The sequence below is a fragment of the Parafrankia irregularis genome (assembly GCF_001536285.1).
Classification (GTDB): Bacteria; Actinomycetota; Actinomycetes; order Frankiales; family Frankiaceae; genus Parafrankia; species Parafrankia irregularis.
In genome coordinates this window covers 1-19,494 of the sequence record NZ_FAOZ01000056.1, presented here as the reverse complement: position 1 = coordinate 19,494, position 19,494 = coordinate 1, and the positions used below count along the sequence as shown (strand labels likewise).

Annotated in this window: 19 protein-coding genes, 1 tRNA gene and 1 pseudogene; 14 read left to right on the top strand and 7 right to left on the bottom strand. The window is 66.8% G+C overall.

The window, feature by feature from the left end; translation table 11 throughout:
- Window positions 1-1,229 (bottom strand): amidohydrolase family protein (locus tag AWX74_RS37885; protein ID WP_091287038.1); only part of this gene is annotated, 1,229 nt, incomplete at its 3' end.
- A 436-nt stretch (window positions 1,230-1,665) separates the two neighbouring features.
- Here AWX74_RS37885 and AWX74_RS37880 point away from each other — a divergent pair.
- The 3 genes from AWX74_RS37880 to AWX74_RS37870 all read left to right on the top strand — a co-directional run bounded on the left by AWX74_RS37880 (window position 1,666) and on the right by AWX74_RS37870 (window position 4,419).
- Window positions 1,666-2,097 carry a nitroreductase/quinone reductase family protein gene (locus AWX74_RS37880; protein ID WP_091287035.1) on the top strand — a complete coding sequence of 144 codons (432 nt, stop codon included), beginning with the start codon at window positions 1,666-1,668 and terminating at the stop codon, window positions 2,095-2,097.
- A 267-nt stretch (window positions 2,098-2,364) separates the two neighbouring features.
- A complete protein-coding gene (locus tag AWX74_RS37875) occupies window positions 2,365-3,846 on the top strand; it encodes an MFS transporter (protein WP_242666606.1) in 1,482 nt (493 codons plus the stop codon).
- Between the two features lie 93 nt (window positions 3,847-3,939).
- Window positions 3,940-4,419, top strand: coding sequence for a MarR family winged helix-turn-helix transcriptional regulator (locus AWX74_RS37870; protein WP_054568872.1), 480 nt, complete (start codon window positions 3,940-3,942; stop codon window positions 4,417-4,419).
- A gap of 167 nt (window positions 4,420-4,586) precedes the next feature.
- Here AWX74_RS37870 and AWX74_RS37865 read toward each other — a convergent pair whose 3' ends face one another.
- On the bottom strand, window positions 4,587-4,844 hold the full coding sequence (locus AWX74_RS37865) for an SHOCT domain-containing protein (protein WP_226931166.1): 258 nt from the start codon (window positions 4,842-4,844) through the stop codon (window positions 4,587-4,589).
- A 451-nt stretch (window positions 4,845-5,295) separates the two neighbouring features.
- On the opposite strand from AWX74_RS37865, the gene AWX74_RS37860 reads away from it, so the two are divergent.
- Window positions 5,296-5,802, top strand: a complete 507-nt coding sequence (locus tag AWX74_RS37860) for a DoxX family protein (protein WP_091287025.1) — start codon at window positions 5,296-5,298, stop codon at window positions 5,800-5,802.
- 13 nt (window positions 5,803-5,815) lie between these two features.
- Here the strand turns inward: AWX74_RS37860 and AWX74_RS37855 are convergent, their stop codons facing one another.
- Window positions 5,816-6,148, bottom strand: coding sequence for an Rv3488 family transcriptional regulator (locus AWX74_RS37855; protein ID WP_242666605.1), 333 nt, complete (start codon window positions 6,146-6,148; stop codon window positions 5,816-5,818).
- Window positions 6,149-6,707: 559 nt separating this feature from the next.
- Window positions 6,708-6,827, bottom strand: a pseudogene (locus tag AWX74_RS39345) (IS6 family transposase); the annotation flags it as partial.
- A 91-nt stretch (window positions 6,828-6,918) separates the two neighbouring features.
- On the opposite strand from AWX74_RS39345, the gene AWX74_RS37840 reads away from it, so the two are divergent.
- Window positions 6,919-7,140, top strand: coding sequence for a hypothetical protein (locus AWX74_RS37840; RefSeq protein ID WP_091287016.1), 222 nt, complete (start codon window positions 6,919-6,921; stop codon window positions 7,138-7,140).
- Entirely contained in the window at window positions 7,137-7,550 is a 414-nt protein-coding gene (locus AWX74_RS37835) for a type II toxin-antitoxin system VapC family toxin (protein ID WP_091287012.1), read from the top strand. Before AWX74_RS37840 ends, AWX74_RS37835 begins: the two co-directional genes overlap by 4 nt.
- A gap of 313 nt (window positions 7,551-7,863) precedes the next feature.
- Here the strand turns inward: AWX74_RS37835 and AWX74_RS37830 are convergent, their stop codons facing one another.
- Entirely contained in the window at window positions 7,864-8,175 is a 312-nt protein-coding gene (locus AWX74_RS37830) for a hypothetical protein (protein ID WP_226931165.1), read from the bottom strand.
- A gap of 691 nt (window positions 8,176-8,866) precedes the next feature.
- Between AWX74_RS37830 and AWX74_RS37825 the strand changes: the two genes are divergently transcribed.
- The 8 genes from AWX74_RS37825 to AWX74_RS37785 all read left to right on the top strand — a co-directional run bounded on the left by AWX74_RS37825 (window position 8,867) and on the right by AWX74_RS37785 (window position 16,907).
- Window positions 8,867-9,607: a GntR family transcriptional regulator gene (locus AWX74_RS37825; RefSeq protein WP_091287008.1), complete on the top strand. Its 741-nt coding sequence runs from the start codon at window positions 8,867-8,869 to the stop codon at window positions 9,605-9,607.
- A gap of 118 nt (window positions 9,608-9,725) precedes the next feature.
- Window positions 9,726-10,133 (top strand): plasmid replication, integration and excision activator, encoded by a 408-nt coding sequence (locus AWX74_RS37820; RefSeq protein WP_091287005.1) that lies wholly within the window; start codon window positions 9,726-9,728, stop codon window positions 10,131-10,133.
- A gap of 319 nt (window positions 10,134-10,452) precedes the next feature.
- Entirely contained in the window at window positions 10,453-10,617 is a 165-nt protein-coding gene (locus AWX74_RS40555; RefSeq protein ID WP_165615969.1) for a hypothetical protein, read from the top strand.
- Between the two features lie 779 nt (window positions 10,618-11,396).
- Window positions 11,397-11,633 carry a hypothetical protein gene (locus tag AWX74_RS37805; RefSeq protein WP_054568066.1) on the top strand — a complete coding sequence of 79 codons (237 nt, stop codon included), beginning with the start codon at window positions 11,397-11,399 and terminating at the stop codon, window positions 11,631-11,633.
- Complete coding sequence (locus tag AWX74_RS37800) at window positions 11,630-13,267, top strand: FtsK/SpoIIIE domain-containing protein (RefSeq protein WP_091286998.1); 1,638 nt, start codon at window positions 11,630-11,632, stop codon at window positions 13,265-13,267. Before AWX74_RS37805 ends, AWX74_RS37800 begins: the two co-directional genes overlap by 4 nt.
- Before the next feature lie 809 nt (window positions 13,268-14,076).
- The gene (locus tag AWX74_RS37795; RefSeq protein WP_091286995.1) at window positions 14,077-15,585 is read left to right on the top strand and encodes a replication initiator; all 1,509 of its coding nucleotides are present in this window, start codon (window positions 14,077-14,079) and stop codon (window positions 15,583-15,585) included.
- A 114-nt stretch (window positions 15,586-15,699) separates the two neighbouring features.
- Window positions 15,700-15,807 carry a helix-turn-helix domain-containing protein gene (locus tag AWX74_RS41905; protein ID WP_235498221.1) on the top strand — a complete coding sequence of 36 codons (108 nt, stop codon included), beginning with the start codon at window positions 15,700-15,702 and terminating at the stop codon, window positions 15,805-15,807.
- Window positions 15,777-16,907: a tyrosine-type recombinase/integrase gene (locus AWX74_RS37785; protein WP_242666604.1), complete on the top strand. Its 1,131-nt coding sequence runs from the start codon at window positions 15,777-15,779 to the stop codon at window positions 16,905-16,907. The genes AWX74_RS41905 and AWX74_RS37785 overlap by 31 nt, the downstream gene beginning before the upstream one ends.
- Before the next feature lie 24 nt (window positions 16,908-16,931).
- On the opposite strand, the gene AWX74_RS37780 is transcribed toward AWX74_RS37785, so the two are convergent.
- Both AWX74_RS37780 and AWX74_RS40550 read right to left on the bottom strand, forming a co-directional pair.
- Window positions 16,932-17,007: transfer RNA gene (locus AWX74_RS37780), tRNA-Ala, on the bottom strand.
- 93 nt (window positions 17,008-17,100) lie between these two features.
- Window positions 17,101-17,253 carry a hypothetical protein gene (locus AWX74_RS40550; protein WP_165615968.1) on the bottom strand — a complete coding sequence of 51 codons (153 nt, stop codon included), beginning with the start codon at window positions 17,251-17,253 and terminating at the stop codon, window positions 17,101-17,103.
- Between the last annotated feature and the right edge of the window lie 2,241 nt (window positions 17,254-19,494).

The window sequence follows — 19,494 nt, the reverse complement described above, 5'->3', positions numbered from 1 at the left end:
CGTGCCCATTCCTTGCGGGAGCGGATGGCGGTGTCGACATCCGTCGCGATGGCGCGCCGGGCGCCGACGGTGGCCCGCTCGCGGGGGATCTCGGCGAACGGGTCCCAGTTGAAGAACCGGCAGGCGTTCTCCCAGGTGATCTTGTTGATCTCCTCGTCGGTCGCTCCGGCGCCGTTCAGCTCGTTGAGGACGAACTCGGGCGCGTCCGGCCAGATCGAGTCGGCATGGGGGTAGTCGCACTCCCAGGCGATGTTGTCGATGCCGATCTCGCGGCGCAGCTTCAGCGAGGTCGGGTCGGTGACGTAGCAGGCCAGGGAGTGCTCGCGGAACACCTCGCTGGGCAGCCGGCCACCGAAGTCGCGGCGTAGCCACTTCTGGTTGGTGTAGTGCCGGTCGCAGCGGTCGAGGTAGAACGGGATCCAGCCGATGCCGCCCTCGGAGAAGGCGAACTTCAGGCCCGGGTAGTTGCGCATCGCCGGGCCCCACAGCAGGTCCTGCACGGCCAGCGACGAGATCTGGCAGGCCAGGATGATCAGGTTGTCGATCGGGCCGTCGGGTGCCAGCTTCAGCGCGCCGAACCCGGTGCCGATGTGCAGGCACATCACCATGTCGGTGTCCACCAGCGCCTTGAACACCGGCGCCCAGAACTCCTCGTTGTGGTAGCTGGGCAGCCCCTCGAGGTGCGGCAGCTCCGGCATGGTGACCGCGCGGCAGCCCTTGGCGGCGACCCGGCGGATCTCGTTCACCATCAGCTGCGGGTCCCAGGTGGGCAGCAGCGCGAGCGGGATGAACCGGCCCGGGTAGGTGCCGGCCCACTCGTCGATGTGCCAGTTGTTGTACGCCTGGATCATGGTGACGGTGGTGTCGGTCTTGTAGTGGTTCAGATGGCCCGCGCTGAACCCGGCGAAGGTCGGGAAGCACATCGAGGCCAGGATGCCGTTGCGGTCCATGTCCCGCACCCGGTCATGGATGTCGTACACACCCGGGCGCATCTCCGCGAACCCGGCCGGGTCCTTGCCCCACTCCTCGGCGGGCCAGGAGACGACGGCGTTCAGGCCGCTGACACCGGTGACCCGACCCTGGTAGATCCACTGGTCGACGCCCTTGTCGTTGCGCACGACATGCGGCGCCTGGTCAGCGAGCTTCGCCGGAACGTGGTTCTTGAACATGTCGGGCGGCTCGACCACGTGGTCGTCGATGCTCACCAGGATCATGTCGTCGATGTTCATGGGCCTCCTCGACCTCCCGTCCGGGAGTGTGCTCCCGACCACACCATTACTTCTACGCTCCCCGCCCCTGACCGTCTCCGCACAGTCGGCCAGGAAACCCGCGAAACCGGCCAGCACCGGCATGGAATATGCGTCTCGTAGTCGCATTGTGTCGATGCGTCATGCCAGCCCGGCGCGACGGAAAGCCGACCGATTCCCCCGCCGATCCCCGTCCGGCCGGCCGGCCAGGTCGCCATCCATCTCCAACAGTGACCCACCGGCCGCGCGGGCGCCATCGATCAGGCGCCGTAAAGGCACCGCCGAGGCGCCGCGCGCCGCGCCCACCACGTGAAGAACGTCGCACGGTGGTGGCCTGGGTCCGGGACGTAACCAGGGTGCTTTTCTCCGAAGATCCCGACACCGCGTCAGGGATCGGCATCCACGCAGAGGCGGGCTGATGAGCAGGAAGATGTACAGCGCGCAGGAGATCAAGGAATTCATCGAGGAGTTCCGGGCCAACGGGGGCCGACCTGCGGGCCTCTTCGAGGGCGCCACGCTGCTGCTGCTGGACAGCGGCCCCGAGCCGGACGGGTCACCGCACGTGTGCCCGCTGAACTACTACCTCGACAAGGGCCGCTACTACGTCTTCGCCGCCAACGACGGCGCCGACGAGGATCCCAGCTGGCTGGGCCAGTTGCGGGCCAACCCAGCCGCCACCATCGAGGTCGACGGCCAGGTGCTGCAGGTGACCGCCATCGAGCTGCACGGCGGCGAGCGCAGCTCGATCTACAAGCGCCAGGCGGCGCGTAACCCGCAGTTCGAGCATTACCAGGAGCTGACGTCCCGGGTCATACCGGTCGTCGCGCTCGTCCCCACCAAGGGCGCCTGACCGGACGGCGGCCCCGCCCAGCTCCACACCAGAACCAGCTCCACCAGAACCGGCTCCACTTCAGAACCGGCTCCACGCCGAACTGAACCCGGTGCCCCGTCAGCTTCGGCGGGGCACCGCACCTGGACGCGACGTCGGAAGCACATGGGTGTCGCACGACACATGCACAATGCACGGCACCTGCGCTCTGCGCTAGTCATGCATAGTGCACATCTGCGCACAAGCACCGCGTCCATGGTCAGGGTCATACGAACGGAGCTGGTCCCGGTGAGCACTCCTGCCAGCACGCCCCCGGTCGGCCGCGGTGTCGTGGGCGTCCTCGCCGGCGCCGGAATCATGGTCTCGCTGATGCAGACCCTGGTCATACCGCTGATCCCACGGCTGCCGGAGCTGCTCGACACCAGCGTCTCCAACACCTCCTGGGTGATCACCGCGACGCTGCTCACCTCGGCCGTCGCGACCCCGCTGCTCGGCCGGCTCGGCGATCTCTACGGCAAGCGCCGGCTGATGCTGGTCGCCCTGCTGTCCGTGTCGGCGGGCTCCCTGGTGTGCGCGCTGAGCTCGTCACTGGCACCCGTGATCGTCGGACGAGTTCTGCAGGGCCTGGGTATCTCGCTCATCCCGCTCGGCATGAGCATCATGCGGGACGTCCTGCCACCCGAGCGGCTCGGGCGAGCGGTCGCGCTGATGAGCTCGTCGCTCGGTGTGGGTGGCGCGCTGGGCCTTCCGCTGTCCGCGGTCATCGCCCAGCATCTGGGCTGGCACGCGCTGTTCTGGTTCGCCGCCGCACTGTCGGCCCTCGTCGCGGTGCTGATCGCCAGGGTGGTGCCAGAGTCCCCCGTCCGCGTTCGGCAGCGGTTCGACGCCAAGGGGGCCGTCGGCCTGTCCGTGGGGCTGGTCGCGTTGCTGCTCGCGATCTCCAAAGGCGCCGAGTGGGGCTGGACGAGCGCGACCGTTCTGTGCCTCTTCGTCGGCTCACTGACCGTACTGGTGCTCTGGGGCGCCTGGGAGCTGCGTGCCCCGTCACCCATCGTGGACCTGCGCACCAGCTCCCGCCGCCCGGTGCTGATGACCAACCTCGCAACCATCGTCGTCGGCTTCGCGATGTATTCCACGAGCCTGCTCGGGCCTCAGATGCTTCAGCTGCCCACCGCCACCGGCTACGGGCAGGGGCTGTCCATGCTCGATGCCGGGCTGCTCATGGCGCCCGGAGGCCTGGCGATGATGACGGTCTCACCGCTCGCCGCGCGGCTGGCGCAGGCACGCGGACCCAGGACCTGCCTGCTGCTGGGCACTATGATCATCTGCTTCGGCAACGTCCTGGCGCAGCTTCTCATCGGCACCGCCTGGGGCGTCACGCTGTTCGGCATCGTGAACAGCGCCGGCGTCGGCTTCGCCTACGCCGCCACACCGACCCTGATCATGAGGTCGGTGCCCCGGTCGGCGACCGCCGCAGCCAACGGCCTCAACTCCCTGGCCCGCTCGCTGGGGACGTCCACCTCCAGCACTGTGGTGGGCCTCGTTCTCGGCCAGATGACGATCAAGATCGGCGCGACTGCCGTCCCCGCGGAGAACGGCATCCGGGTGTGCCTGGCGATCTGTGCCGGCAGCGCGGCCCTGGCCGCGCTCGTGGAGCTGGCCATCCCGAGGCTGCAAGCCCCCGTCCTGCAAGTCCCCGTCCCAACCGCCGCCCCAGCTTCCGCCTCGGCCGCAGCCCCAGTCGCTGCGCCTGCTCCGATCACCCGTTAAGCGGCGCATTGAATCGCCTGTGAAGCGGCACATTGATAGGAAGACGGCACACCTGCGGGTGGCCTGTCTGTCGGCCGAAGGAGGAGACGGGAATTGAGTGAACGGGAGATCGCCCAGCTCGAACACGAGCTTGTGCTCCTGACGCGTCACCCGTCGATGGGAGCGTTCGCCGGTGGCTGGGACCCGGGCAGCCAACAGCTGGAACGCAGTGCATATCTCCTGATGGGCCGGCTCGAGAGCGCGGGCCCACAGTCCATCGGGCAGCTGGCCGAGACATTCCGGCTCAACGCCTCGACCGTGAACCGGCAGACCGCCGCCATGCTGCGCGCCGGGCTCGTCGAGCGCATCCTCGACCCCGCCGGTGGCATGGCACGGATGTTCCGGCTCACCCCGCACGGCAGGGAACGGCTTGACCAGCACCGCTCATGGTCGGTACGCGGCCTGGAGCGGGTCCTCACCGACTGGGACCCCACCGAGATCAGCGAACTCGTCCGCTCGTTGAGCCGCCTCAACCGCAGCATCCAGCACCGGATCGAGAACTCGCTGCCCGACCGGGCCGGCGCCACCAGGTAGGCGGGCAACACCAGTCAGTCCGACAGGACTGTTCGACCAGGACCGTTTCTCCTGCCGGGTCACCGCGTTGGGCACCATCAGTGCGAGATCGACCGGGGCCGTGGCCGCTTGGCTCCACGTAGCCGAGCGCCACATTTTGCGGCTGCGGCTCCGGCGCCGCCCTACGGTCAGTGTTTGACGAGGCCGGCGGTGTCTCGAAGGGTTGCCAACCGGGCGCGGTACTCCTGTTCGTCGATCTCGCCGCGAGCGAAGCGGTCGGCCAGAACTTCCTCGGGAGACCGCACAGCCGGCCCCTGAGCCGCTCCAGGCTCACTGGACGAGCGCGTCGCGGAATGTCTCCGCTCGTCGGAACGAATCAGGGCCCGTACGAGCAGCACCGCCCCGGTGATGAGCACAGCCCAGAACAGCAGCATGCCGATGGACATGGCGAACCAGCCCCACCCACTAATTTCGTGATCATACCAGTACATCATCGCGCGACCTCCGGAGCAGCGGGATGGCAGCCATGCGGTGGGACCCACCGCGCCCCTACATCTCAAAGCGTGCACCTTCCGCGGTAGGGACGCATGGGGGCGCCATCGCCACCGCCTGGACACTGCGCGCGGGATGAGGGCCGTCCGGCGCGGGTCATCCCTGTAGTCGGGTTGGCCGGCTGCCTCATCCTGGCCTTCGCCCTGCCGCCGTCCTCGATCATCTCCGGGGCTGCGGTGCTGGCCCTCGGCGCCGCCGCCTACGGGTTTCGGGGCGGGTCACCCGCGCGTCGCGTCCCGGGCGCGGCGTGCCCCGCGTCGGGGGGCGTGAAACCGCCGGCCCCTCTGTACCTCGCAGGACGATATCGGCACGCGATACGTCACTGAAGGCAAGGGGGCACCTCCCATGGCTTGGACCAACACCTGGCAGACGAAGCTGACTGCCACCAGCGCACCCGCCGCGACGCTCCTCATCCGCTTCTACGTCGGCGCCATCTTCCACTTCGAGGGAATTCAGAAGTTTCTCTACCCTGCCGATCTCGGCACGGGCCGTTTCAGTAAGGCCGGGGTCCCCTTCCCCGGCTTCCTCGCGCCCCTGGACGGGGTCTTCGAGATCGCCTGCGGCGCTCTGATTCTTGCAGGGCTACTCACCCGGCTCGCGACACTGCCGATGATCGTGAACATGCTCGGCGCCCTGTTGATCACCAAGTTGCCAATCCTGTGGGCGGACGCCCCGCTCTTCACCGACAAGTCCGGCTGGTGGGACTTCGTCCATGAGTCCCGCACCGACCTGGCCCAACTATGCGGCAGCCTGTTCCTGCTCCTGGTGGGCGCCGGCACGTGCTCCCTGGACGCCCATCTTGCCCGCCAGAGGGCCGCCCCGGCCGCGGACACCGCTGCCGCACATCGCTAACCGGCTCACCAAGCTACAAGACGTCACCGCCAGGAACCTCGCGGGCCAGTTCCCGCAACGCCAATCGGTCCTCGGCCAAAGCCTGCTTCCCGGCCTCGGTCGCCCTGTAGACCCGCCGTGTACGGCCGTCAACCACCCGGGACTCGGAGACCAGCAGCCCGTCCGCTTCCAGCCGGTGCAGCCTCGGATAAAGCGTTCCGGGGCTGATCTGATAGCCATGCCGGGCGAGCTCCTCGGTCATCCACGCGCCGTGGATCTCCTCCTGGGCCGCATGGTGCAGGACGTGCAGCCGCACCGCGCCCCACTGGAACTCCCGCACTCCGGGCACCTCCGACAGGTCTGGCACGCCGCGCCGGACCTGTCATGACGAACTGATATCGGCAACCGACCCTAGCCTCGGAGCCGGCGACTACGCTGGATAGCAAGTCCGTCGAAAAGCAGGATGGGACTCGAACCACTCACAAGCCTGTGACCCGCACAAACGCGACGCTGCCATCCGGCAAGCACCCCGCCACACTACGAAAACGATCAATGAATCGAACATTTCGCAGGTCAACACGCATGTGACCCGGCGTGGTGGACAAAACCATCCACAATACGAACCACTACCCGAACATCGTGGGGCCGGTCGTATCGCTCGGCTCCTAGCCATGCCAAGCCGCCTATCTGCGGTTTCATCGCACTGAACCCGTCCCGGGCCGCACCCGCCCGGTTGCCCGGGGTTACTCGCACCATCGATCGGTACGAGCCAGCGCCAGCCGGGCTTGCCGGCACCGCCCATCAGCCCACGGCCGCCGTAGTACAGGTTGAAACCGTCGATGTAGACACCAGCCTGCAGCGGTGTGCCGGTCGGGGTGACCTGCGTACGCCGAACCGCCTCTCGCCAGGCCGACGCCGACACGGCCGAGCCGCCCGACCAGCACGGGCGTGAAGCGCTGCGTCCACCGGTAGATCGTGACTCGATCGACCTCGAGGCCGCGTTCGGCGAGGAACTCCTCGACATCCCGGTATGACAGGGCGAACCGCGTGGCGGCGGTGCGGGGCTGCGACCCGCTGTTCAGCTCGTGTCCCAGCGGATCTCGGTGGCTGGCCACGCGTCGGTCGTATCCTCGATGGGTGAGCACTCTGCGGGACGAACTGCACAGTCTGATCGACCGCCTACCCGAGTCTCAAGTGGCGCCGATCCTGGCTCTCGTGCGCGAGAGTGCGCCCGCCGAGGACGGCGGCGACGAGTGGCCATTGCCGGATTTCGTCGGTGCGTTGGCCAGCGGCAAGGGCGATCTCGCCGCCCGTTCGGCTGAGATCCTGCGCGCGGAACTCGGGCGCGACCCCGAGTGATTGTCTGGGACACTGGGCCACTGATCGCTGCGGCCGACACCGACGACGAGCACCACGCCCGCAGCGTCGCGCTCATGCGGCGCACGCCCCGGCCGCTACTCGTTCCCTATCCCGTTCTGACCGAAGTCTGTTTCATGCTCGAACGGGAGAAAGGCACGCGCGCCGAATCCGCATTCCTGCGCTCCATCAGCACAGGACAGATCAGCCTGATCCCGCTGGCTCGCCAGGACCTCGACCGGATGGTCGAACTGGTCGAACTGGTCGAAAAATACAGCGACTTCCCTCTCGGCGCCGTCGACGCCTCCGTTCTCGCCATAACCGAACGGCTCGGCGCCGACGCCATCGCGACCCTCGACCGGCGACACTTCTCCGTCGTCCGCCTCACGAAACCGGTCGCACTGCTGCCATGACGCGCCGATGACGCGTTAGCCGGCCTTGAAACCGGCCACCGATCCGAGGCACGGCAGGGTCGCTCTAATACTGGCCCCACGAAGATCGACAGTCACATAGCCATCATTCCGTCAGACAGCCACAACGGCACGGCTCATCACCCGGCGTAGGCAGAATCCCCTTCCAGGACTCACACCGTCGCAGCGTTCACTTCCTGATGGCCAGGTGCGACCTGCACACCCGTCTCCCCTCCCATCCGGGGTCGGGGTCCGCTGAGGACCTGCCGGAGAACGGGTCCTGGCCTGCTTACAGGCTTATCCTGCCTGCGAGCGTTCAGGCCTGGAGTCCGAGTAGGAGTGCGTAGTCCCGGCGGCGGCCTGGTTGGGTGAGGATCTCAACGCTGTCGACGGCCTGGTCGATCCCGCCGGGCAGATGGCCGAGTGGGCCGTCGGGTCGGTGTTCGAGGCGGGCGAGGAGGGCTCGCAGCCGCGGATCACTGATCGCCTCGGTCAGCGCACGGGTGAGACGCTCGGCGCCGAGTACCTGGATGTCCCGGGTATGAAAGCGGCGCGGTGCGGGGTCGACGAACTCAGCCAGGCCAAGCCGGTTCGTGGCTTCGGTGAGGTGGCTCGCCGCGGCGCACAACGCCGCTTCGCGCTCCCGCCACAGCGGGGCGCGCGCGACTTGTCAACACAACGATCATCCCGGCCCCGTCAGGTCGGGCGAAGCCCGACACCGGGGGTCCGGGGGTCGCCCCCCGGGCAGACATCACAGCGACGGCGAAGCCGGCCGAAGGCCGGCGAGCAGCCAGCGAGTGGAGACGAGGGGACTTGAACCCCTAACCCCTGCCTTGCAAACACTGCGCTTCCGCGACATGTGGGCGTTTTGCGTGACTTCCGGTGTCGCCTGGTGTGGTCTTCATGTGGTCCCGTGTCGACCGGTGACGGCTGGTGCTGACGGTCGTGCTGACGATCGGCTGACTTCGATCATGGCTCGTTCGCGGGTGCCCTGCGACGTGCCGACGCGCCGAATGGGGTCGGCGGTCGACGCGCCACGGGGTGCCGACCGGAGGGAGGCGGGGCCCCGTGTCGCGCGGCGAACCGACTGGGGCCCTGCTCGGCGTGTCGTGCGCGGCGCGGGGCTCCTGCGGGGGGCGTCAGCCCCCCGCCTTGAACAAGTAAGGAAAGTTGGCACACCCCCGCGGTTGACGCGCAAAGGTGGCGCAGAGTGACATGCCAGTGACGTCACGGGTGAATCGCATGGTGATTGGTGTCCTAGGGCACGGTGTAGTATGGGAGGTGCTGGGTACTGGTCTAGTCCAAGGGAGGTGGGACGGATGGCTCCGGAAGTTCGGCGTGAGCTGCCGCCTTTTCGTCAAGTGGCAGAAGATATCAAGGCAAGAATCGTGTCCGGCGAGCTAGGGGAGGGGGATCCGGTTCCATCTGTTCGGAAGATTTCTCAGGAGTGGAGAATCTCGAACGCGACGGCCACTAAGGTGATTGCCACCCTTCAGTCGGAAGGGCTCGTTCGAACGATTCCCGGGATTGGAACTGTTGTGAGTACACTGGCTGGAAGTGGTCCGCGCGATCGATTTATCGCAATGAGGGTGGCCGGCAAGATCTATCCTCAAAACGAGTATGCGCGCATCGTCGCTGCGACCGTGGTTCCGGCTCCCGCTCGGGTCGCTAGTGCGCTGGGCCTTTCGGAGGGGTCGGACGCCATTAGGCGTGAACGTGTTACGTATCGTGACGACGTTCCAGTGGAGACTTCGGTCTCGTGGTTCGATGGCGCCTTGGCTGCTACCGCTCCGAAGCTTCTTGAGTCGGAGCGTATCCAGGGTGGAACACCTGCCTATATCGAGAGTGTGGCAGGGCGGACGGTCGTGTCTGGCAAGGAACTGGTTGACGCTAGGGCGGCTACCTCGGGCGAGGCTGCGGCCCTTGGGGTTGGCGATGGCTCTCCCGTTCGGGCCGGCGAAAACTGGCTGTTTGACCAGAGCGGTGAGGTGATTGAGTACGGAGAGTACGTTTCTGTACCTGGTCGACCGGCTGCGTACGAGTACGATCTTCCTGCATAGGCTGCGCGGAGGGTAGTCAAACGGCTACCCTCCGACCGTGTTGACAGTGTACTAGTGCACCGTGTACTATTACGATACCGAGCGAGACAGTCGCTCTCTTTGGAAGGGTCCTCGGATCATGGCTGTGCCGATGAGGATTCCCGTGCGCTTCGGGGACGTGTTCCCGCACGGGGCGTTCGTGCTGGGCGTGGAGGCTGACCGCGATTTCGAGAAGGTCAAGGCCGGTGTCGTTGATTCGCAGGTGCGGGACAAGGAGACCGGTGCACGGGTGTGGGTCGTTCGGGTGCTCGATGCCACGCCGGACCTGCGGGCCGGGCAGGCTGAGGTCAAGGTGAAGATCGTAACGGAGCATCAGCCGGTCCCACCGGAGGTGATGCCGGGTACGCCGTTCCGGCCTGTGGAGTTCGACGGGATGACGGTCACCGCGTACGTCGATCAGTCGCGGAAGACCCCTCGTGTCGGCTTCAGCCTGCGTGCCCGTGAGATGCGCGCTCCGGCTGCCGTGCGGTCCGGAAAGGCTGCGTAGGCATGCCCTCCGGTCGGGGTGGGTCGCGTGGGGTGATCGCAAATCTGAACGGGGTTACCGGACCCGAGGCTTTCCGGTCGATGAGCGCGGAAGATCTCGATGCGGCGGAGCGTGTCACCTCCCGCGAGGCTGATCGGGCTGGTGACCGTGGCGACTATCGCCGCGAAGAGGAGTTCATAAACCTCGGCGCTGACATTCGCGCTGAGCGGGGGCGACGTCGCTCCTGACAGGCTTCGGATGCGTTCGTGAGTTGCCCGCTCCTCGACGTATCCGGAATCGGTAACACCGATGGTTCCCTGCGACGAAAGGTCTATTTGGCATGCGCTCGAACAAGGATATCCAGCGCGCGGCTGCGCTGGCTGCGGCGGACGGTGCTCGGGATCGGGTGTCGACCCTCAAGGCGAAGGGTGCCTCGGGTGAAGCGCTCCGCGCGGCGGAAAAGGCGGAGCACACGGCGTGGTCGCGGTACCGCGACGGCTCCTGACCTTCCGATGTGAGGTGACGTCCCGGAACGGGGCTGAGTTTGCCCGCTCCTCCCGTTCCCGGGGCGCCACGTGTCCGATTCCCCTGCGACAGAGAAAGGACTCTCTATGTGTACCACACAGACGTCCGGCGGAACCTACGCGCGGCGATGCTCCTGCGGTCCGGGGATGGTCTGCCGGCTCTGCGGCCCGCTTCCTGGTGACCGTGCCGTGCGGCGACCGGTGAGGCTCGGCCGGTGAGCGAGTCGCACTCCTACTCCTGCGACCGGTGCGGCCTGGCCTCACGGCCGGTGTCCTCGATCGCGGAAATGAGCGGGCAGCGGGACACGCATGACCGGCTCGTGCACGGTCACATGTCCGGCGGCTCCTCCGACCGAAACGACCGTGCCCGGCGAGGTGGGCGGCGCGATGGCTCGTCGGCGTAAGAATCAGGCCGCAGGGCAGATGTCGCTGCCGTTCGACGGGGACGGTCCGCCAGCACCGGCACCGTTCGCGATCCCGCTGGTCCCGGCACGTGAGGCGGCGGAACCGATTCCGCTCGAACCACGACGCCGGCGACGGTCACGGGGCTGATGCCCCTTCTGGATTGGGGAACGGGCCCTCCGGGGTCCCGTGGAAGCGTCGGTGAACCTGAGCCGTGCGTGCTCTGCGGGAAAAAGGCGATGGTCCGTTCCCCTGCCGGGAAGCCGGTTCACAAGGTATGCGCCGAATCCTGGTACGACCGGAATCCGGGCGCCTACACGGAACACGAACGTACCAATCACGGGAAGGTGAACGGCTGATGCGCAGAGACAGGCTGTCGGGGTGGATGACGGGTGAGGCGGTCGCGCGTATCCGCAGTGCGCAGAAGTCGGCGCGGGATTCCTGGCCACCGCTGGAACGGCTCGCCTCGACGTTCAACGACGTCAACGACGACGATTTCCGCGCGCTGGTGAAGCGGGTCGCCGTGGCCATGGACGACCTGGATCGCTATTTCGTACTGCTGCTGATGGAAGCGAGGAGGCGGGGAGTCGGATGACCTCATCACACCTTCGCTTCCTGCTCGCGGACGCTGATCCGGCGCGGCGGGTCCTGGTCTCACGCCGGGTCCCGCTCGCGGTGTCCTCGGACGACACGATCGGGCAGACCCTCTGGGCGCTGGCGGGGTGGGCGGTGCGTGCCGGCTTGTCGGGTGCGCTGCGGCTGGTCCTGCGGTTCCCCCGGACGATGTTCGCGGTGCTGTCGGCGCTGCTGCTGGTGGATCGGGTCGGCTGGGTCCTGCCGCTGCTGCTGGCCTGTCTGCTGGCGCTGTCGGCGCTGGTCTGGCGGTTGGCGCATCCGGGGTCGTACCGGCTGTGGCTGGGCCTGCGGCTGCGGTCGTGGTGGCTGCGGTGGACCCGCTACTCGCCGCGCTGGGGGCGGCTGATGCGCGCGCATGCCCTGACGGTCAAGCCGACAGAGGAAGTGGAGGCGTGGCCTCGGATCCTGCGGGTGCGGTCAACGGGGGCGGCGGATTCGCTGCTGCTGCGCCTGCGGGACGGGCAGGCACCCGAGGATCTGGAAGCGAAGGTGATTCCTCTGGCCCATGCGTTGGGTTCGGAGGATGTGCGGGTCCGCACGGTGGCTCCGGGGCGGCTGTGGCTCGATATCCGCCGTCGTGACCTGCTCGCCGCGACGATTCCCGCTCTGCCGGTCCCCGCGGCTCCGGACCTGTCCCGGTTGGAGATCGGCCGGTGTGACGACGGGTCGCCGTGGCTGCTGCGACTGCTCGGGACGCATGTCCTCGTGGCGGGCGCGACCGACGCGGGGAAGGGCTCGGTGCTGCAGAGCATCCTGCGGGCGCTGGCTCCCCTGATCGCGTCGGGGGTGGTGGAGGTGTGGGCGATCGACCCGAAGGGCGGGATGGAGCTGTACCCGGTGCGGTCGCTGTTCACCCGCTACGCGGACGAGAGCACGAAGGAGATGGCGGACCTGCTGACCGACTTCGCGCGTGTCACCCGTGAGCGCTCGACCGCGTTGAAGGGCCACGGACGGAAGTTCACGCCGAGTGTCGCCACGCCGTTCCGGCTGGGCATCGTGGATGAGTTCGCGTTCCTTTCCGCTTACCAGCCCGATCACACCCTCGCGCGGGAGGTGGACTCGGCGGTGCAGATCATCTGCTCCCAGGGCCGCGCTCCGGGCTCAGCGCTGCTCGTCGCGGTCCAGGACCCGAGCAAGGAAGTCGTGCCCTACCGGCAGCTGTTCCCGACCCGTATCGCGCTGCGCCTGGATGAACCGACGCAGGTCGGCATGGTGCTGGGGCCTGGCGCGTGGGAACGGGGTGCACGCTGCGAGGAAATCCCGACCTGGGCGCACGGCACCGGCTATGTGAAGCTCGACGGTCGCCGTGAACCGGTCCGGGTCCGCGCGGCCTACCCGGATGACGATGACGTCGCCGCTCTGGCGGCGGGCTACCCGGCTCCGCTCGCTGCCTCGCGAAGCCTGCCGGTGGCGTCGTCGGTGGCGGCGACACGTCCCCTGGCAGACCTGTCCTCGGCGATCGACGGGGCGTTCACCTCGGACACCCCTCTCGGTGACGGCGCCTACCTCGGCGATGACGAACTCGATGCGGCGTGGGCGGAGTTCTCCCGCGACTTCCAACGGCGAAACCAGACCTCGAACTCCGACCTGTGAAAGGGATGATTCCATGCCTCGACGGAACGTCAACTCTGGGAATGCTCGACGCTCCTGCCGTGCCTGTGAAGGGCAAGGTGCGGCGGGGTGCCCTGCCTGCCGTGGACAGGGCACGGTGACCGTGTCTCGCCGTTCCCGGCGCGGATGAGCGGTTTAACGGCGGCGTTGATCTGTCCGGTGTGCCGGGGGCTTGCGGTGCGTAAGCCCCCGGCGTCGCTGGCTGACTATGCCCAGGACGGTCCGCTCCTCGTGCGGTTCACCCATACCAACGGTGAGCCGCTCTGCCTGACCACAGGACCAACCGGATACCGGTACGCCCAACCGGTCCTGTCCCAACCCCTTTCATTTTTTTCCCGGCTCCGGGCGCCTTTCTCAACTATCGGTCGGTGGTTCTGTCAAGGGCGTTCACGTAGTGCCCTTGACAGGGCCGCTGTCCGATAGACAATTCTGCGCCCCCGGAACGGGAAACCGGTGAGTCGCCGCTGCGACCGTCCACACACGTGACCTGGCGAGCATTCCCGTGCCCTGCTGGGTGCCACTCCCGTGCCATGAGAAGTGCCGGAAAGTAGCCGGTTTTCGATGTAGCGAAGTGCCACCGGTTCGACGCACGATAGATCACACCAGCACCGCGCCCGGGAAGAACGAACGTCGGCTCCAAGTCCAGGTTCTGTCCGGGTCCTGTCCAGGTCGCGTCTACCCCGGACGGCATGCGTCCGGGGTTTGTCCGGGAAACCGCATGCTTCCGGGCCTAGGAATGTCCGGGTCCGAAGGTCCAGGCTGAAACGCACATCAGGAAAGGAGGGGGGGCGATGCTTCCCGACTCATTGACCGCGATGCGGGAGCGCATCGAAGATGGCACCCTGCCGGCGTTCCTTACTCAGCTCGACAGGGTAGCGGGGTGCACCAGCCCGATTCGGCTGGTCGGCGCTGTCGATCACGTCGACGTCGCGACCGGTGAGGTTCGCCGTGTCCTCGACAGCGCCACCATGCCGGACGGCACCCTACTCGTTCCCTGCGGGAACCGGCGGGCCTCGGTCTGCCCGTCCTGCTCCTACCTCTACCAGGGCGACGCCTGGCAGATCGTCCACGCTGGCCTGACCGGCGGCCCGGACGTACCCGCCACGGTCGGCTCACACCCTGGCCTGTTCGTCACCCTGACGGCACCTTCGTTCGGCCCGGTGCACTCCCGACGTTCCAACCACGGACCTGCGCAGGTCTGCCGGCCGCGCCGGGGCCGCTGCCCCCACGGTCGTTCCCGCGGCTGCTTCCGCGTACACGGCGACGACGACCCCCTGCTCGGGCAGGCACTCTGCCCGGAGTGCTTCGACTACCCGGCGGCGGTCGTGTGGAACGCCTGCGTCTCCAGGCTGTGGAAACGCACCGTGGATCTCACCTACCGCAAGCTCGCCACCCACCTGGGCACCTCGGAGCGGGCGGTACGGACCGCGCTACGGATCTCGTATGTGAAGGTCGCGGAAATGCAGGCGCGGGGCCTGGTCCACCTGCACGCGATTCTCCGGCTCGACCGTGGCTCTACCCGGGACGGCGAGTGGATCGCTCCACCGGACTGGGCGACCGGTGAGCTGGTGGGGCGCTGCCTGCGACAGGCAGCGGAAGCGGTGCGGGTGCCCTGCCCTGACCCGCACCTGCACGCCCCGATCACCATGGAACAGGCACTCGCCACCCTCGCGGGCGCCGGTCTGACCGACACGGCTCCGGTGACCGGCCCGACACCGGTTCACGGGGCGGAAGTCCGTTGGGGCGCACAGCTCGACATCCGCCGCATCCATGTCGAGACCGGTGATCTCACCCCTGCGACGGTCGGGAACTACCTCGCGAAGTACATCACGAAATCGACCACGGATTCCGGCAGGCTCGACCGGCGGATACGCGACGGCGAGGAGCTTTCGGCGCTGCTGCCGTTTCTCACGGAGCATCAGGCGGCGCTCGTGAGGGCGGCGTGGCGGCTCGGTGTCTGGCCCGAATTCGATGACCTGCGCCTGCATACCCATGCCCATGAGTTCGGGTTCCGTGGGCATTGGCTCACCAAGTCGCGGCGCTACTCGACCACTTTCGGTAGGCGGCGGGAGGCGCGCCGAACCTGGCAACGTACCCACACACCCAACGGCCAGGAACGGGTGCCACTCGACGCCTTCGGCAGGCCAGACGACTCCGACGAAACCGTGATCGTGGCGTCCTGGCGGTTCCACTCCGTCGGCTACCGACGCGACGGCGACCGATGGCTCGCACTCCAAGCAGCAGACCAAGCACGGTCACGGCGTGAGGAGGCGCACCTAGCTCGGAACGTTGCCGCATGAATTCTGCTGTGGAGGTTGGACGTCGTGGCTGAAAGTGCCGCTCTGAAGCGGCTTACCTACACCGTCGATGAGGTGGCGGTGCTCCTGGGTGTGAGTCGTGGCGTCGCTTATGCCATGGCGAGATCGGGTGAAATTCCGGCGATTCGTGCCGGTGAGCGTCGGTGGGTGGTCCCTCGGGCGCGTTTCGAAGCGTGGATTTCCGGGCGAATGGAGGTGGCCTGATGGGGCACGTGGTAAAGACTCCGGCGGGAACCTGGCGGGCGAACTGGCGCGACCCGTCCGGCAGGCAGCGAGCTAAGTCCTTCCGTACCAAGAAAGATGCGTCCGGTTTCCTGGCGACGGTGGAGGCGGAAAAGTCACGGGGGACCTACCTCGATCCCTCGGCGGGGCGAGTGCTGTTCCGCGACCACGCCTGCCGGTGGGAGGAAAGTCGTCGGGTGGAGCTGACTACGGCAGATGCGGCGAAGTCGCGGATGCGCTGCCACATCGTTCCGCAGTGGGGAGACTGGCCGTTGAACAAGATCTCATTTCTCGATGTCCAGGCGTGGATAACTCGCCTGGCGGGCAAGCTTGCGGCACAGACGGTGGTCTCTTGCTTCGGCCTGATGTCCTCGATTATGAAGGCCGCTGTCCGGGGCCGTCTGATTGCGATCAACCCGTGTGAGGGTGTCCGCCTGCCTGCGCGCCGCAAGGGTGCGTCGTCCGATGAACTGATCACTCGTGAAGAGTTGACGGGGAAGCTCCTGGTGGAGGTGCCGGAACGGTACCGGGCGCTCGTCCTTGCTGCGGGCTACGCGGGGCTCCGGTGGGGTGAGTGCGTCGGTCTCCACTGGCGGAATGTCGACCTGGCGGCCGGACGGATCGTCGTCGTGGAGACGGCGGTGGAGGTGTCAGGGCAGATCAGTATGAAGCCCTACCCGAAGAGTGAGGCCGGACGGCGGATCGTACCCGTTCCGTCCCTGCTCGGGGCTGCGCTCCGGCGACAGGTTGAGATCGTCCCCTCGGGGCCGGATGCTCTCGTGTTTCCGGACTCGGTCGGGCACCACCTGCGGCGCTCGAACTTCCGGCGCAACGTGTGGGTACCGGCGCGTGACGCTGCCGGCCTGCCGTCGTCGCTGACCTTCCACAGGCTCCGGCACTGCTACGCGACGTGGCTCGTCTCTGAGGGCGTGCCGGTGAACCTGGTCCAGGCGGCGTTGGGGCACGAGCACGCGAGTACGACCCTCGATCGGTACACCCACCGGCCGGCGGACTACGAGGATCGTCTTCGGTCGGCTCTCGATGACCCTGCTGACGATCCGCTGACTCCCGACAGCGACTGACGATCGTCGATCATGCAAACCTGCTGGTGGAGACGAGGGGACTTGAACCCCTAACCCCTGCCTTGCAAAGGCAGTGCTCTGCCAGTTGAGCTACGCCCCCGTGGGTCTGGCCGCCAGGACGTGAGACCCGGGTGACCAACGTCCCCAGACTACGGCATCGCTCACCGCTGGGACGCCTGCCGCCGAGGTTTCTTCACCCTTGATCTTCGACGGCAGGGATCGCGGCGGGGACGGCGACCACCGAGTTGTCCACAGCCAGTACCCCCAGCCCGCCGAGGTGACAGCCCTTCGAGCGGCTCCGCTGGCCCGCCGCCCACAGCTCTCCATAGATCAGAGTTGTGATCATCTTGGCAGTTCCGCCAGCTCAGGCCGGGTTCAACGATGCAAGGCCGACCAGAGTGCACCCCTCGTGTCAGCGTGGGTCGAGATTGTGGATAACTCGGCCGCTCTCGATGCACGCTGCCCATATATGGAGTGCGTTCAAGTTCTCGGTGCCATTCCGCGCCGAGGTACAGACACAAAGCGAGCAATGTGCCATGATTGCCACAACGCACGTTGTCGGGAAATATGCCTGGAACACGCCACGCCATCGGCGATGAGTCGGCCTGACTCCCATCTGCCCGCGACGACATCGATGGCGCTTGTGTGTTGGTAGTGATGTCCTCAGGTCGGTCTCGGTCGTGCTGCCGCTCCGCAGCGGGGGGCCCGGTTCGGATCGACAGCTGTGGAAAGCCCTCCGGAGCTCGGTCTCGCCGTGGGTGAACGAGGCCCATGGGCGGAAATCGTTAGCTGTTTTCCGCCTGTGTGGCTGGTTCCCGCGGGATCTTCGTTGCTCCGCCGGCCAGCTGCGACGGCACGCGCCGCAGCGAACCCGGGTTGGCGGCCTGTGCGCAGGCGCCGGCCGGCAGGCAGAAACGGTCCAGACTTATCCACACGATGCCCACCAGCGGTCATCGTTCCCGCCGTGGACCACCGAACTGTGGACAGCGGGGCCCGCGCTCCAGCGCACGTTGACCACAGGCCTCGCGCAGCAGGCCTCGGCCCCACGACGACAGATCCGCGCGCTGCCCGAATCCGGCGCGGAGGCTTCTCCATGGCAGTGGCGACACATCCGATTCGCGCGACCGCTCCGGCGGGATGGTCACGTCATCCGCGTGGGCCGCACAGCCGATGCGGGACGCCCAAGGCGCGACCGCGACTGCGACTGCGACCGCGACCGCGACTGCGACTGCGACTGCGACGACAAGGTGCCTACGGCGGCAGGCCTTGGGGCGGTGGGAGTCCCTGCTGCTATGGGAGTTCCGCAAGGGCACCGGCCCTGCTCGCGGCCAGCACGCGGGTACCCCGGATGCGATGGGCCCGAGCATGGTTTGGAGTCCGCCGCCTTTTGTTAATAAGCAAACGTTCTACACTCACGCCATTGACGAGCGCGACGACAAGGAGCCGGCATGAACCATCGTTGCCGCAGATCGCCGGGGACCATCTCGGAATTCGTTGCCGTCGACGACACTCTCCGCCGATGGCTTTCGAGCAAAAATTTGACAGAGACCCCACTGGGAGTTCGTCAAATTTTGTCAATCAGCAAACGTTGTAAACTAACTCCTCAGGTGGCCGGCGCGGGAATCGTCCGTCGGATTCCTTCGATGGTCACAGATACCGGTTGATGTCAAGCAAATTCATCGAGCTTCTGCGACAGTCACCGTGGAGGCTCACGGTGAACTCGTACAGCCAAAACCGCAGGTGGGTACTGTCCAATGTTGCGCATGAGCAAAATGATCCGACAGAAACCAGGGGCGGCATCGGTTCGCATCACCGACCCTTTCCACGGCCGGTGATCGACGACGTTTGTCGCCTAGCAAAATGAATTCACCATGACCACCGACGGCCATCGTCAGCGTCGCGAACCATGACCGCCTCCGGCGTGTGCGATATTTTGTCGACAAGCAAAACAAGTCAACGTTCACCAGATCTGGAAATCGTCGGACGATGCACCGGTCTCCACACAGGGTGAACGACAGATTTTTCTTTGAAGAAAAATGATTCGACAGTCACCGCGGGTAGTTTTCGCGCGCGGATTCGGGCAGCCTCAGACAGGGGCAACGTCGACATTTTTCGACAAGCAAATATCGTGCACACTCACCATCACAGGAAGGCCTGCGGGCTGCCGCGCAATCGAGTCCCGGCTCCCACGCCGCGGTACCTGAGGGGTGAACGAGGCGCTGCGGTCCGCGCAGGGGGACTGCTGGCCGCGAGCTACCGCTGTTGTCGAGCAAGGGTCGCCAGGCCGCTGCGCTGGCCTCCACGGATGCAGGGAAAAATAGGGCCGGGTCGCCTGGTAAGCCGGTGATTCTGTGATGCCGGTGAGCTCGTGAAGCAAGGCTGGCGATGGAGGCCGGTTCCGGGACTACGGTTTGTGCCATGGCAGCCGCCCCTGGCGGCTGCCGGGAGCACGTGTGTCAGATTCGCCCGTTCCCTGGTCTCTCCAGGCGACCCGATGTCCACCGATGGTCATCGGGTCGAAGGGGGCGGCGTTGGGCCGGCAGGACGTCAAGGACGAGGTCATCTACCTGCGGGCGGCCGGCCTGGA

Coding starts and splice junctions, on each gene's coding strand:
- AWX74_RS37860 (WP_091287025.1), top strand. CDS start 5,296: ATGGCTTGGACCAACACCTGGCAGACGAAGCTGACTGCCACCAGCGCA.
- AWX74_RS37800 (WP_091286998.1), top strand. CDS start 11,630: ATGACCTCATCACACCTTCGCTTCCTGCTCGCGGACGCTGATCCGGCG.
- AWX74_RS37825 (WP_091287008.1), top strand. CDS start 8,867: ATGGCTCCGGAAGTTCGGCGTGAGCTGCCGCCTTTTCGTCAAGTGGCA.
- AWX74_RS37820 (WP_091287005.1), top strand. CDS start 9,726: ATGGCTGTGCCGATGAGGATTCCCGTGCGCTTCGGGGACGTGTTCCCG.
- AWX74_RS40550 (WP_165615968.1), bottom strand. CDS start 17,253: ATGATCACAACTCTGATCTATGGAGAGCTGTGGGCGGCGGGCCAGCGG.
- AWX74_RS37865 (WP_226931166.1), bottom strand. CDS start 4,844: ATGTCCATCGGCATGCTGCTGTTCTGGGCTGTGCTCATCACCGGGGCG.
- AWX74_RS40555 (WP_165615969.1), top strand. CDS start 10,453: ATGCGCTCGAACAAGGATATCCAGCGCGCGGCTGCGCTGGCTGCGGCG.
- AWX74_RS41905 (WP_235498221.1), top strand. CDS start 15,700: ATGGCGAGATCGGGTGAAATTCCGGCGATTCGTGCCGGTGAGCGTCGG.
- AWX74_RS37805 (WP_054568066.1), top strand. CDS start 11,397: ATGCGCAGAGACAGGCTGTCGGGGTGGATGACGGGTGAGGCGGTCGCG.
- AWX74_RS37880 (WP_091287035.1), top strand. CDS start 1,666: ATGAGCAGGAAGATGTACAGCGCGCAGGAGATCAAGGAATTCATCGAG.
- AWX74_RS37795 (WP_091286995.1), top strand. CDS start 14,077: ATGCTTCCCGACTCATTGACCGCGATGCGGGAGCGCATCGAAGATGGC.